15 protein-coding genes are annotated in these 13455 nt (G+C 68.3%); 12 read left to right on the plus strand and 3 right to left on the minus strand.

Annotation, left to right across the window (positions count from 1 at the left end; translation table 11 throughout):
• Positions 1-3: 3 nt before the first annotated feature.
• Positions 4-1215, minus strand: coding sequence for a pre-mycofactocin synthase MftD (gene mftD, locus DMB37_RS06050; protein ID WP_135231850.1), 1212 nt, complete (start codon positions 1213-1215; stop codon positions 4-6).
• The gene (mftE, locus tag DMB37_RS06055; protein ID WP_135231851.1) at positions 1212-1946 is read right to left on the minus strand and encodes a mycofactocin biosynthesis peptidyl-dipeptidase MftE; all 735 of its coding nucleotides are present in this window, start codon (positions 1944-1946) and stop codon (positions 1212-1214) included. The genes mftD and mftE overlap by 4 nt, the downstream gene beginning before the upstream one ends.
• Before the next feature lie 40 nt (positions 1947-1986).
• Between mftE and mftR the strand changes: the two genes are divergently transcribed.
• The 8 genes from mftR (at position 1987) to DMB37_RS06095 (ending at position 8727) form a co-directional block, all read left to right on the plus strand.
• Positions 1987-2580, plus strand: a complete 594-nt coding sequence (gene mftR, locus DMB37_RS06060) for a mycofactocin system transcriptional regulator (protein WP_135231852.1) — start codon at positions 1987-1989, stop codon at positions 2578-2580.
• 122 nt (positions 2581-2702) lie between these two features.
• The gene (locus DMB37_RS06065; protein WP_107657743.1) at positions 2703-3605 is read left to right on the plus strand and encodes an STAS domain-containing protein; all 903 of its coding nucleotides are present in this window, start codon (positions 2703-2705) and stop codon (positions 3603-3605) included.
• Between the two features lie 14 nt (positions 3606-3619).
• On the plus strand, positions 3620-4009 hold the full coding sequence (locus DMB37_RS06070; RefSeq protein ID WP_107660644.1) for an STAS domain-containing protein: 390 nt from the start codon (positions 3620-3622) through the stop codon (positions 4007-4009).
• The gene (locus DMB37_RS06075) at positions 3987-4412 is read left to right on the plus strand and encodes an ATP-binding protein (protein ID WP_107657744.1); all 426 of its coding nucleotides are present in this window, start codon (positions 3987-3989) and stop codon (positions 4410-4412) included. Before DMB37_RS06070 ends, DMB37_RS06075 begins: the two co-directional genes overlap by 23 nt.
• On the plus strand, positions 4405-5040 hold the full coding sequence (locus tag DMB37_RS06080; RefSeq protein ID WP_135231853.1) for a SpoIIE family protein phosphatase: 636 nt from the start codon (positions 4405-4407) through the stop codon (positions 5038-5040). The genes DMB37_RS06075 and DMB37_RS06080 overlap by 8 nt, the downstream gene beginning before the upstream one ends.
• A gap of 13 nt (positions 5041-5053) precedes the next feature.
• The gene (locus tag DMB37_RS06085; protein WP_135231854.1) at positions 5054-7426 is read left to right on the plus strand and encodes a SpoIIE family protein phosphatase; all 2373 of its coding nucleotides are present in this window, start codon (positions 5054-5056) and stop codon (positions 7424-7426) included.
• A gap of 160 nt (positions 7427-7586) precedes the next feature.
• On the plus strand, positions 7587-8216 hold the full coding sequence (locus tag DMB37_RS06090; RefSeq protein ID WP_135231855.1) for a flavin reductase family protein: 630 nt from the start codon (positions 7587-7589) through the stop codon (positions 8214-8216).
• Positions 8217-8388: 172 nt separating this feature from the next.
• Complete coding sequence (locus DMB37_RS06095; RefSeq protein ID WP_135237380.1) at positions 8389-8727, plus strand: STAS domain-containing protein; 339 nt, start codon at positions 8389-8391, stop codon at positions 8725-8727.
• Positions 8728-8833: 106 nt separating this feature from the next.
• Here DMB37_RS06095 and DMB37_RS06100 read toward each other — a convergent pair whose 3' ends face one another.
• Positions 8834-9871, minus strand: coding sequence for an LLM class F420-dependent oxidoreductase (locus DMB37_RS06100; RefSeq protein ID WP_135231856.1), 1038 nt, complete (start codon positions 9869-9871; stop codon positions 8834-8836).
• A gap of 143 nt (positions 9872-10014) precedes the next feature.
• Between DMB37_RS06100 and DMB37_RS06105 the strand changes: the two genes are divergently transcribed.
• The 4 genes from DMB37_RS06105 to DMB37_RS06120 all read left to right on the plus strand — a co-directional run bounded on the left by DMB37_RS06105 (position 10015) and on the right by DMB37_RS06120 (position 13404).
• Positions 10015-10674: a cyclodeaminase/cyclohydrolase family protein gene (locus DMB37_RS06105; RefSeq protein WP_135231857.1), complete on the plus strand. Its 660-nt coding sequence runs from the start codon at positions 10015-10017 to the stop codon at positions 10672-10674.
• 68 nt (positions 10675-10742) lie between these two features.
• The gene (locus tag DMB37_RS06110) at positions 10743-11708 is read left to right on the plus strand and encodes a TIGR03557 family F420-dependent LLM class oxidoreductase (protein WP_135231858.1); all 966 of its coding nucleotides are present in this window, start codon (positions 10743-10745) and stop codon (positions 11706-11708) included.
• A 214-nt stretch (positions 11709-11922) separates the two neighbouring features.
• Positions 11923-12672, plus strand: coding sequence for a L,D-transpeptidase family protein (locus tag DMB37_RS06115; RefSeq protein ID WP_135231859.1), 750 nt, complete (start codon positions 11923-11925; stop codon positions 12670-12672).
• Between the two features lie 84 nt (positions 12673-12756).
• Positions 12757-13404 carry a hypothetical protein gene (locus DMB37_RS06120; RefSeq protein ID WP_135231860.1) on the plus strand — a complete coding sequence of 216 codons (648 nt, stop codon included), beginning with the start codon at positions 12757-12759 and terminating at the stop codon, positions 13402-13404.
• Positions 13405-13455: the final 51 nt, after the last annotated feature.

A 13455-nucleotide genomic window follows, 5' to 3' on the forward strand; every position in this document is an offset into this window, starting at 1 on the left:
CACTCAGGCGGAGGTGGGTGCGGCCACCGCGCGCACCGGCGCGGCAGGCACACCCAGCGCGCGCTCGAAACCATCCGGCACCACCACATCACCGCGATCGAGTTCGGCGACACTGGTTTTGCGCAGACCGAGCAGCGCCGAGTCGATCCCGCCGCGCAGGATGTCCAGGACGTTCTCCACGCCCGCTTGACCATTGGCGGCCAGACCCCACAGGTACCCGCGCCCGATCATCACCGCGCGAGCGCCGAGCGCCACCGCCTTCACCACATCACTGCCGCGCCGGATACCGCCGTCGAGCACCACCTCGATCTGCGAACCCACCGCGTCGGCCACCGCGGGCAGTGCTCGAATGGCGGCCGGGGTGCCGTCGAGGTTGTTGCCGCCGTGGTTGGACACCGAGATCGCGGCCACGCCCGCGTCGACCGCACGCAGCGCGTCGTCGACCCGGATGACGCCCTTCAACATCACCGGACCAGCCCACTGCTCGCAAATCCATTGCACGTCAGCCCAATCCGGCGGCGGCGTGCCCATCCATTCGCCGTAGGCGCCGAAGAACCCCGGCGCGGGGCCGTCGCCGAGCGCCATGTTCGGCGCGGTGAGATCCGGGATGTGCCCGGCCTTCGCGTAGGTGGCGAGCCAGCGCGGCCGAGCCAGCGTCTGCGGCGCGAACTTCAGCATGGTGCGCAGGTCCAGTTTCTCCGGGATGACCGGGCTGCCCCAGTCCCGGCCGTGCGAGAACGACCAGTCCAGGGTGAGGATCAGCCCCACCGCGCCCGCCGTCTTCGCCCGGTCCATCCGCTGCAGGATCTCGGCTTTGCTGCCGCACCAGTACATCTGGAAGAAGGTCGCCGGGTTGGCCGCGATCACCGCTTCGATCGGCTTGCTGGCGAAGGAGCTGAGCCCCATCGCGATGCCGCGGGCCGCCGCCGCGCGTGCGACGGCCACCTCGCCGTCCGGGTGCACTGCCTGCACGCCGGTGGGCGAGATCATGACGGGCATCGAAAGCTGTTGGCCGAGCACGGTCGTCGACTGGTCGCGGGTACCGATCGGGCCTGCGACGTGCGGGGCGAAGCCGAGTTCGGTGAACGCCTGCTGGTTGTCCTCGATGGTCTGGCCGCGCTCGGATCCGGCGATCAGCGCGCCGTACACCGATTTCGGCAGTCTCTTCTTCGCACGCCGCTGCGCTTCGGCAACGGTTTCGAACCACGGGTTCATGGTCGGACGGTCCTTTCCAGGGCAGCTACCGGCCACCACAGCCGGGTTCGGTGGAGCAGATCGGTGGTCAGGTGGTCGAGCAGCGCCGCGCCCTCGTCGGCGCTCGCGCCGGTCGGGTCGCCGAGCACGCCGTTGGCGCTGACCGCGCGGACACCGGCGGCGCGCAGCAACGGCATGAGCTGGGTGAGCGGGCGGCGGTCGCCAGGTTCGGCGCGGTCGAGCCGCACTCGTTCCGGCGTAAGTGCCAGTTGCACAGCGGTTTCCGAGCGGCCCGCGTGCAGATCGCCCTCATAGCGCGGCAGATACACGCGCACGTCCCGGGATTCGCTGCGCAAGAGGGCCTCCGCGCGCCGCAACGGTTCGAGGTTGCCGCCGTGCCAGTTGACCAGCAGGATGCGGTCGAAAGTGTCCGTCGCCGAACGGCACAGCTCGACGACGAGCAGTTCCAGCGCGGCCTGCCCGATGGACAGCGTGCCGGGAAAGCCCGCGTGCTCACCGCTCGCGCCGTACGGGATCGCCGGTGCGACAAGCACATCCGGTCGCAGCGCGGCAAGGCGGGCACACAGTGCGGCGGCGATGTCGGTATCGGTGGACAGCGGCAGGTGCGGGCCGTGCTGTTCGGTCGCGCCGACCGGAACGGCGAGAATCGCGCCCGCGGCGGCCCGCTCCCCCGCCTCGGGCCAGGTGAGGTCGGCCGTCGCGCAACTGTGGTCCGCGACACTTTCCAACATATCCGGAGATTATCGTCAGCCACTGACATAATCAATACCCGTGACAGCCAGGACCACCCGCGGTCGCCCACGCGGCACCACCAAACGCGAGCTCGAACTGATCGCCATGCGGCTGTTCACCGAGCAGGGCTTCGACGACACCACCGTCGAGCAGATCGCCGCTGCGGCGGGGATCAGCGGCCGCACCTTCTTCCGCTACTTTCCTACCAAGGCCGAGGTGCTCTGGTACCAGTTCGATGACGAAGTCACCGCTCTGCGCACCGCGTTCGCCGCCGTGCCCGACGATGTTCCGATGATGACCGCGGTGCGCCGAGTTGTCGTGAACGCCAATCGGTATCGGGCCGAGGACGTGCCCGAGCTACGTACCCGCATGCAGCTGGTCGCCACCAACCCGGCCCTGGCCGCCACCGCGGGCGCGCACTACGACGCCTGGGAACGCGCGGTCAGCGACTTCGCCGCGCGCAGGCTGGGCGAACCGGACAACGCCCTGATCCCGCTGGCGGTCGGCCGCACCACCCTGGCCGCCGCCCGCGCCGCCTTCGACGCCTGGCTGGCCCGCGCCGACGCGGATCTCACCGTTTACCTGGAGGCCGCGTTGAGTGGGCTGGAACGCGGTTTCGCCCCGCCACCGTGAATCGCACGCGCACAACCGGCAGGTTTCATCCGCAACTGGGTTGGGGTATGACTAGGCTCGGTGTCGGTCGCACGACCGAACGATCATCCCGACTCAAACCGTCGAAAGGGGCAGGAGTTTTCATGTCCGAGGTGTCCATGAGCCTTTCGGCGGATTCGCTGAGCGGACCGGTCGACAATCTGCTTCCGCAGTTGGTCGAGCATCTGCGTCAGAATCGCACCGCCCTGCGCGAAGAGTGGGCTCGGCGGATCACCGACGCCCAGCTCCTGACCGCGATGACCCCGGAGGAGATCTTCTCCGAGGCGACCTCCGTCTACGACAACTACGTCGAGGTGCTCGAGACCGGTAGCGTCGAGGCGCTGCAGGCCTACGCTCGCGATTTGTCCGAGCGCATCATTCCGAGAGGAGTCGAGACCGACGAGGTCCTCGGCATCGTCCTCCTCCTGCGCGACGTGCTCGCCCGCTCGCTGTTCGAGAAGTACCAGGCGGACTTCCAGCTGCTCAACGCGGTGCTCGACGCCTATGAACCGGCCGCCAACCGCATCGCCAACACGGTGGGCGTCTCGTTCGTGCAGGAGCGCGAGCGCGTCATCCGGCAGCAGCAGGAAGCCATCCGCGAGCTGTCCACCCCTGTTCTCCAGGTGCGTGAACAGCTGCTCATCCTGCCCATCATCGGCGTGCTGGACAGCCAGCGCGCCCGCCAGCTCACCGAGCAGCTGCTGCGCGCGATCCGGGCCAACCGCGCCAAGGTCGTCGTCATCGACATCACCGGTGTCCCGCAGATCGACTCCACCGTGGCCAACCACCTGGTGCAGACCGTCGACGCGTCCGGCCTGATGGGCGCGAACGTGATCATCACCGGCCTGTCCTCGGAGATCGCGCTGACGCTGGTCACCATCGGCCTGGACCTGTCGAAGATGAACGCGGTCGGCGACCTCCAGGGCGGTATCGAAGAAGCGGAACGTCTGCTGGGCTACGAGGTTTCCCGAGTCGCCGAGCGGGTCACCGAACGCGACGGCCGCTAGATCGGGGCGGGCAGATGCCGGTACCGATTCTCAAACAGGGCACCTATCTCATCGCGTCGGTGCAGTCCGCGCTGACCGACGCCGACACCGAACGTCTACAAGACGATCTGATGAAACAGGTCAGCAAGTATCGAGCGCACGGCATCATCGTCGACGTCACCGCGATCGACATCATGGATTCCTTCGCCGCGAGATCGTTGCGTACCATCGCGCACATGACGCAGCTGCGCGGCGCCGAAACGGTGATCGTCGGGCTGCAGCCGGAAGTCGCCTTCGCCATGGTGCAACTCGGGCTCACGTTCGAGGACATGCACACCGCCCTCGACCTCGAAGAGGGCCTCGCCTGGCTCAACAAGAAGACGGCAAGCCCACGCCAGCGAGATGGTCGTGACAGTGGCCGCTGAGAACCTGGTGATCGCGGTCAGAGTGTCGGGCGACATCGTGATCGCACGTCAGGCCGGCCGCGAACTCGCAGCGAAGCTCGGATTCACACTGACAGACCGCACCATGATCTCCACGGCGATCTCCGAAATCGCCCGCAACATCACCAGTTACGCAGGCAGCGGCGAGATCCGGCTGCTGGTCGACGACCGGGAGGGTCGGCAGGCCCTGGTGGTACAGGCCGAGGACCAGGGACCCGGCATCCTCGACATCCCCCGCGCGCTGGAGGACGGCTACTCGACCGGGCGCGGCCTGGGACTCGGTCTCCCCGGCGCGCGCAGGCTGATGGACCGGCTCATCGTCGACTCGGCACCCGGCAAGGGCACGTTGGTGGAGATGTGGAAGTGGGTACCCAACGGTGCATGACGACGGGTTCATCGGCCGAATCGAGTGGGCGGTGGCCGGTCGCGCGCTGCCCGGCCAACGCGTCTCCGGTGACCGCGGGCTCATCCTCGACACCGGCGGCGGCACCGTCCTTTTCGCCGTGCTGGACGGACTCGGGCACGGCGCCCCCGCGGCGGACGCCGCCGACCGCGCCGCGCAGGTGCTCTCCGAGAACCGTGCCGAACCGCTGGACGTGCTGATGGTGCTGTGTCATCGCGCCATGGCCGACACCCGAGGTGCCGCGGTCTCGCTCGCCCTGTTCGACCCCGGCGACACGGTACGCTGGCTCGGCGTCGGCAATGTCGAGTCCCGGGTACTGACAGTGACTCCCGCAGGGCTCGCCAGTCGCGCGAACATCTTGCTCACCGCCGGAATCGTCGGTTACCGCCTACCGCAGAATCTGCAACCGCAGACCATTCATGTACGCCCCGGCGATCTGCTACTGATGTCCACCGACGGCATCGTCAGCGAATCCGCCGATGCGATCGATCTCTCGAAGTCCACCGCGGAGATCACCTCCGACATCCTGGCCAAGCACGCCAAGGACACCGACGACGCGTTGGTGCTCGCTGCCCGCCACCGCGGCTCGGCGCAAGGCCTGCCGTCATGAGGGGCCGCGCCATATGACAGCACTGGCCGATTTCCTCGACGAGTACGCGAAAGCCCTACGGCGGCACCTGGATTCACCGAGCCAGGGCACCTTGGCCGAGGGCTACGAGCTCGGCCGGCGCGCGTTGGTCGAGGGCATCAGCCTGCTCGATCTCAACGAGAACCACTTCCGGGTGGTGCAGGCCGCCGAGCACGCGGCGGGCATCGGCGGCGGCGACTCGCGACTGGCCGAGTCGGCGCTGGAGTTCCTGCTGCAAACCCTTGCCGCACTGGACATCGCGACCCGCGGCTACCTCGACGGGGTCGGCCGTTATGAGCAACAGCGTTCGCGCGCAGACGATCTCGCGGGCCGCGACGCCTTCCGCACCGCATTGGTCGAGTCGCTGCAGGACGGCTTCTTCGTCGCCGACTCGCACGGCGCCATCGTCGAGGTCAACTCGGCGTTCGGCGCGCTGACCGGGTACGGCGCCGCCGATGTGCCGTTCGCGCTGCCGCATCCGTGGTCGATGCCGGACGGGCTGGTCCTTTCGAGCGACCTGCAAGCAGTCGCTACGGGCCGCTACCCCGATCTCGGTACCGAGGCACAGCGTTTCGTCATTCCGATCCGGCATCGCGACGGCCGCACCGTGTGGCTCGCGGTGAGCACCAGCGCGCTGATCAAGCCGGAAAACAACGAACGCATCTTCGTCGGCACCATCCGCGATGTCACCGCCGAGCACGACGCGCAGGCCCGCGATCAGGCGGCGTCCCGACTGGCCACCGCGGTGGCCGCGGCGACGAGCGTGGTCGAGGTGCTCGCCGTCGGCCTGGACGAGGTGCGACGCACGGTGGGCGCGCAGACCGCGGTGGTGGCGGTCTGGCCGAGCAGACACGTCGAGCCGGAGGTGTACGTCTCCGGCGCCGAGGGCGCGAACGGTCCGGAGAACGCCGAACTGGACGCGCGGGCACGAGCCATGCTGGAACGGGCCAGACGCAGACCCGGCCGCAGCCTGTTCGCGATACCGGAGGGCACCGAGAGCTCCGAGGGCATCGTCGCCCCGCTCGGCGAAACCGGTGACGCCGCACTGTGGTTGCGGTTCGCCGCGCCGCGCGCGATCAGCGCCGCCGACTGGACGCTGTTCTCGCTGCTGATCGGGCACCTGAGCCTCGCGGTGCAGCGGGCGCGCAACTTCGACCAGGCACGCTCGACCTCACTGACACTCCAGCGGGCCATGCTCGGCCCGATCGAACTGCCGCCGCGGTTCTCGGTGCATTACGAGCCCGCGCTGCCGCCGCTGGAGATCGGCGGGGACTGGTACGACGTGGTGCCGTTGCGCGACGGGACCATCGGTGTTGTGGTCGGTGACTGCGTCGGCCGTGGTTTGTCCGCCGCCGTGGTGATGGGCCAATTGCGTACGGCCGCAAGGGCATTGCTGCTGCGTGGCGCCGGTCCCGCGCAGCTGCTCGCCGAGCTGGACACCGTCGCGGGACGCATCCCGGGGGCGATGTGCACGACCGTGTGCGCCGCGGTGCTCGATCCGGTGCGCGGGCTGGTCCGCTACAGCAGCGCGGGCCACATGCCGCCGATCCTGGCCGATGTCGAAGCGACCGGCCGGTTGCTGGAGGGCGGGCGCTCGGTTCCGCTGGCCACCTTCGATCCGCCGCGCCGCCCGGAGGCGACCACCGCGCTGACGCCGGGGTCGACGCTGGTGCTGTTCACCGACGGGCTCGTCGAACAGCGCGGCATCGACATCGACGACAGCTTCGCCAAGATCGCCGCCGTGCTCGCCGACACCTCGGCCAAACTGCCAAGGGAAGTGGCCGACGCGGTGCTCTCGCGCCTGCGGCCCGCCGCCGGATACGACGACGACGTCGCCATGGTCGTCTATCGCCAGCCGCCCGCGCCGCTGCGCCTCGAGGTCCCCGCGCACCCGGATGAGCTTGCGGCACTGCGCCGTACGCTCAAAGCCTGGCTCGCCGCCGCCGCGGTGCCGCACGACCTCGCCTCCGACCTGGTCGCCGCCGCGAACGAGGCGTGCAGCAACAGCATCGAACACGCCTACCGCAACGGTGCCGTGCCGAGCGGCCGTCCCGCGAGCACGGATCGGTCGATGGGCCGGGTCAGCAAGACCCTGCGCGACCCCGCCGCCGACATCAACCGGGTCCAGTTGAGCGCCACCTGCAACACCGAGACGGTGGTGATCACCGTGACCGACGCGGGCAGTTGGAAGCCGCGCTCCGCAGATCCCGGCTATCGCGGACGCGGCATCGACATGATGCGCGCGCTCACCGAGGAGCTCGACATCGACCACACCGGCCCCGGCACCCGCGTCCGCATGTCGGTAACCCTGCCCGCCATCACCTTCCCGGTGGCCAACCCGCTGCGCGGTACCAACCGCCACCTTTAGGGCTGTCGCAAAGTCCGGCCGAGTGCGCGTCGGCGACAACGCGGCCAGGTGGCGATCCAGCCCCCGGTGACGCCCGATGGGACTTTGCGACAGGCCCTGGGCGAACGCAGCGTCCTTTTGCCGCCAGCACGGGGTGGTCGGCGCGCGGCATCGTTGGCGCATGCATCGCGTTGTTGATCTAAAGGTTCTCTATTTCGGTACGCCGGTGGTGTTGATCGGAACCCGGAATCCGGACGGGACGGCGAATCTGGCGCCGATGTCGTCGGCGTGGTGGCTGGGCGATCAATGCATGCTCGGGATGGGTACCCGGTCGCAGACGTCGCGGAATTTGGCACGCGAGCGGGAGTGCGTGCTGAATCTGCCGTCCGCCGACCTGGTCGAGGCGGTGGACCGGCTCGCGCTGCTGACCGGTGCGCCGGAGCTGACGCCGCACAAGGTCGAGAAGGGGTATCGGTACGAGCCGGACAAGTTCGGGGCCGCCGGGCTCAGTGAGGTCGTCGGCGAGGTCGTCGCGGCGCCGCGGGTCGCCGAATGCCCGATTCAGCTCGAATGTGAGCTGGTGTCCGCCGCACCGTTCGGCGTCGACACCGGGGCCACCGCGCACACCGTACGGGTGTTACGCGCTCATGTGGCCGACGAGCTGATCAATCCCGGCACCGATCACATCGATCAGCTGCGCTGGGATCCGTTGATCATGAAGTTCTGCGAGTTCTTCGGCGGCGGTACACAGCTGTTTCCCTCGCGATTGGCCGAGGCGTGGCGGATTCCGCGTCCGGCGACCAGCCGTTGAGCCGACCGGCCCCGATGCTTCTATTCCGAAGCGGCACAACGACAGGTTCGACCGGCGTCCTTACGGTAGTGTTTGACGTTATGAACGCGCCGAGGTTGCGAATTCGCCGCTACTTGTGTGTTGTGATGTTGTGACCAACACTTCCGGAGACGCGTATCCCCTCGCGGACACGATGACCACCACCGTCGCCTCACAGGATGGTGCGACGGTCCTCACGGTGGTCGGCGAGGTCGACCTGGCAACCGCACCCGCGCTGGAGAGCTCGATCGAGGCGATCCTCGACGGCAAGCCCGCGGCCCTGATCATCGATCTGACCGCAGTCAGCTTCCTCGCCTCGGCGGGGATGGCCGTGCTTGTCGCAACACATCAGCGTGCGGGTAAGGACACCGCGATCGCCGTCGTCGCCGACGGCCCGGCCACCAGCAGACAACTGCGGATGACCAACCTCGACCAGGTCTTCGCCGTGCACTCCACGCTGCAGGAGGCGCTCGCGGGGTTCCAGAACCGCTGAGCGGTTCGCTCGGCCAGGTGCCGAGCAGGCTATAACCCAAGTGCTGGGCAGGCTGTGACATCGGCGGGCAGGGCGACGATCCCTGCCCGCCGACATCATCGGTGGCTCAGCAGAGTTCGCGCAGCTGCTCGATCAGCTTGACGCGCTCGGCCGGGGTGGCGGCCATCGGCACCACGTTGAGGACGGTGACGCCCGCTTCGGCGAAGGCGGCGACCCGCTCCTTGACGTAGCCTGCGGGTCCGATCAGCGAGGTGTCGCGGACCAGCGCATCCGGGACGGCCTTGGCCGCCTCTTCCTTCTTGCCCGACAGGTAGAGCTCCTGAATGCGGTCGGCCTCGGCGCCGTAGCCGTACTTGGTGGCCAGCGTGTGATAGAAGTTCTTGCCCTTGGCGCCCATGCCGCCGATGTAGAGGGCCAGGTGCGGCTTGACGAACTCCAGCAGCGGCTCGACGTTGTCGCCGATGGCCAGCGAAGGGCTCGCGTAGACGTCGAGGTCGCCGAGCTGCGGGTCCCGCTTGGCGAAGCCAGCGTCGAGCGACTCGCCCCAGATCTGCTTGGCCCGCTCCGGCAGGAAGAAGATCGGCTGCCAGCCCTCGGCGATCTCGGCGGTCAGCTCGACGTTCTTCGGGCCGATCGAGGCGAGCAGCACCGGAATGCGTTCGCGCACCGGGTGATTGATCAGTTTCAGCGACTTGCCCAGGCCGGTGCCCTGCCCCTCGGGCAGCGGGATCTGGTAGTACTTCCCGTGGTATTCGAGGCGCTCACGGCGCCACACCTTGCGGCAGATCTCCACCAGTTCCCTGGTGCGCCCGATCGGCGCGTCGTAGGGCACGCCGTGGAAGCCCTCGATCACCTGCGGGCCCGACGCGCCGAGGCCGAGGATGAACCGGCCGTCGGAGACGAAGTCGAGGCCGGCCGCGGTCATCGCGGTCAGGCTGGGGGTGCGGGTGTAGATCTGCAAGATGCCGGAGGCCAGCTGCAGCCGCGTCGTCTTGGCCGCCAGGTAGCCGAGCGCGCTCACCGCGTCGAACGAGTACGCCTCCGGGATGAACACGATGTCCAGTCCCGCGCGCTCCAGGTCGGCGACTTCGGCCGCCGCCTCTTTGAAACCGCCCGAGTAGTTGATGCTCAATCCGATCCGCATAGCACTCAACATAACGGCGGCTACGGGCCCGCACCGCACCGGACCGCTGTACCGGGGCGGTCCCGCAGCAAACGTCGTCGGCCAACCGGTAGCGTTGACCGCGCACTCCCCGCCCACGCCGCTCTCTGAAAGGCCTCTGACCCGTGTCGCAGCCGAGCACATCGTCCCAGGAAACTGCGCCCTCGTTCGGCGAGGCAACACTCGCGCAGTACCTGTCCGAGCTGGCCGCCAAGGTGCCCGCGCCCGGCGGCGGCGCCGTGGCCGCGCTGCACGCCGCGCAGGGTGCCGCGCTCGTCGCGATGGTCGGGCGCTACACCACCCGCGCCAAGGATGCCGAGAACCGCCCCGTGGTCGACCGGATCATCGAGGCCGCCGACGCCGCCCGCGCGCGTTCACTCGCCCTCGCCGATGCCGACGCCGCCGCGTTCACCGCGGTCGGCGCCGCCTACAAGCTGCCGAAGACCACGCCGGAAGAGGAGGCCGCCCGCACCGCGGCCATCAACGCGGCGCTGATCGAGGCCGCCCGCGTGCCCGCGACCGTGGTCGACGAGGCCGACGAGGTGCTCTCGCTGGCCACCGAGCTGTTCCCGATCGGCAACCCCAACGTGGTCACCGACATCGGCGCCGCGGCCGACGCCTGCCGCGCCGCCGCCGCGAGTTCGCAGCTCAATATCGAGATCAACGTCGCCTCGCTGCCCGCCGCGGACGGTGATCGGTTCGCCGCCGTGTTGCTGCGCATCGAAGAAATCGTCGCGCGCGCCGACGGCCTGCACGCCGACGTGGTGCACGCGGTTCGCGGCTGACAACGCGTTTCCGTACCGCACGGCCGGGTATGTCGGCGAAGACAGCCGACAGAGCCGAGGAGGTAGCCGTGCAGATCGGATACAAGCTGGCCGCGGAGGCATTCGGGCCGAAAGAGCTGATGCGCCAAGCGGTTCGGGCGGAGTCCGCGGGATTCGACTTCGTCGAGATGAGTGATCACTACCACCCCTGGCTCGACGTGCAGGGGCATTCACCGTTCGCGTGGACGGTGCTGGGCGCGATCGCCGCCCGGACCGACCGGATCGGGCTGGCGACCGGGGTGACCTGCCCGACCGTCCGCTACCACCCGGCGATCATCGCGCAGGCCGCGGCGACGCTGGCGCTGGTGTCCGATGGCCGGTTCACCCTCGGCGTCGGCTCCGGGGAGCGGTTGAACGAGCACGTAGTCGCGCGGGAATTCCCCGACGTGCGCAAGCGGCAGGAGATGCTGCGGGAAGCGCTGGAGATCATCCGCCTGCTGTGGCGCGGTGGTTATCGCTCGTACGACGGGCGCTATCTGTCTTTGTCGGACGCGCGAGTCTTCGATTTGCCCGATGAGCTGCCGGTGATCGCCGTCGCCGCCAGCGGTCCGCCGTCCGCGCGGATCGCCGCCGAACTCGGCGACGGACTGTTCGCCACCGAGCCCAAATCCGAGATCGTGGACCGCTACCAGGAAGCCGGCGGCAACGGACCGCGCTACGCGGAGGTTCCGATGGCCTGGGCGCCCGACGAGCAGACCGCCGCCAAGGCCGTGCTCGAGACGACGCGCTGGGCATTGACCGGCTGGAAGGTGATGAGCGAACTGCCCAACCCGGTCAACTTCGACGCCGCCTCCAAGACTGTGCGCATCGAGGACGTGCTCGAGCAGTTCGCCTGCGGGCCCGACCCCGCCCGTTATGTCGAGGTGGCCCAGCAGTTCGTCGACGCAGGGTTCGACCACCTGGTCATGCAGAACGCCGGGCCGGACCCCGACGGTTTCATCGACTTCTTCCAGCAGGAGCTCGAACCCCGCTTGCGCCAGCTCACCCCCCGCTGAGCACGAGCGGTCAGGCGAATCCACCGGATCGACGGGACGTGCGGGCCGAACCCGTGATCTGCACGAACGGTCGTGCGATGGGTGTTTCGTCTGGTTTGTTCGGGGATGGCGCGGGTAGGCAGCATAGAGAAGGCAATGGTGGTCGGTAACGACTCCAGAACGGTCTTGGTGACCGAAAACCTGCCTACCCACACCATCTCGAAGGGGTGGAGCCATGAGGCACGCAATACAACATCTTTTCTTAGCGATCTTGGTCGTTGCGCTGGGCGCGTTCGCGTCCGGGCCCGCGACGGCAACGCTGGCCGGGACACCGCACACCAATTCGGTGGAATCCATTGGACCGTCGCACGGCAAAGTGGTGGGTGTCGCGCATCCGGTGACCATTCGATTCGGCACAGCAGTCGCCGACCGCGCCGCCGCAGAGCGCGCGGTCGACATCAGGGCGACGCAGCCGCTGAGCGGCACCTTCGCGTGGACCAACGATCGGGAAGCGGTATGGACGCCCACCGGGTTCCTGCCCGCCAACTCCCGCATCACCGTCGGCGTCGGTAACACCCGCACCGAATTCAATACCAACGCAGGCGTTTTCGGTGACGGCAACATGTCGGATCACACGTTCACGCTGACCGTCGGCGGCATACCGCGGACGATGCCCGCCTCCTACGGTAAGCCGGGCTTCCGGACCCCGTCGGGTACCTTCCCGGTACTGGAGAAGGCCCGCTCGGTCGTGTTCGATTCCCGGACCATCGGCATCCCGCTGAGCTCGCCCGAGGGCTATGTCATCAACGGTGAATGGGCCGAACGTCTCACCTGGGGTGGCGTTTACATCCACTCCGCCCCGTGGTCGGTCGGCGATCAGGGCAACGCGAACGTCAGCCACGGCTGCATCAACCTGGCCCCCGAAAACGCCGAATGGGTGTACCACACCATCAGCGTCGGCGACCCGGTAACCCTGCACTGGTAAACACGCCTCGCACCCGCGACCGGCGCACCGCCCCGGCAAGATATCGTCGGCGGTGCGCCGGTCACGAGTGGGAGGACACGACCAATGCCCGAGTTCCGCAGCCAAACCCCTTGCGACGCAGAGGAAGCCGAGTTCCATCGACTGTGGGGGCCGTGGGCGCTGGTGACCCCGACAGCCGTCGCTTCGATGCTGAGCGAGTTCACCGCACCATGGTGGGTTTGCGGCGGCTGGGCCATCGATGCGTTCACCGATTCCCCACGCGTACATAGCGATATCGACGTCGCGATGTTCCGCACCGATCTGCCCGCCCTACGCAAGGCACTCGACGGATACCTGCACATCTGGTCCGCCGGGCCGGACGGAATCCGCCCGCTGGACGAGCGCTTCCCCGAAATGCCGGACAGCGCAGAGCAAGTGTGGCTCCGCCGGGACGCCATGTCGCCCTGGTTGCTCGACGTACTCCTCACCCCCGATCGAGACGGCGCGTGGGTCAACAAGCGCGACGACTCGTGGGTCGCCCCGCTCGACCAGGTCACCTGGGTCGACGCAGCCGGCATCCGCTACCTGAACCCCGAACTGGTCCTCATCTTCAAGGTGAAACACGCCCGCCCCAAGGATCGGACAGATCTGGAACGCGCCTGGCCGAAGCTGAACGACGCGCAGCGCACCACGCTCAGGACCTATGTGGACCGTCATCACCCAACCCACGGATGGCTGCCGCTCATGACATGATCTGATGACTGGGACATATAGTCTCACTCAACGGACCTCGCAGGAGTTGAC

It is taken from the genome of Nocardia sp. CS682 (assembly GCF_004634405.1).
Classification (GTDB): domain Bacteria; phylum Actinomycetota; class Actinomycetes; order Mycobacteriales; family Mycobacteriaceae; genus Nocardia; species Nocardia ninae.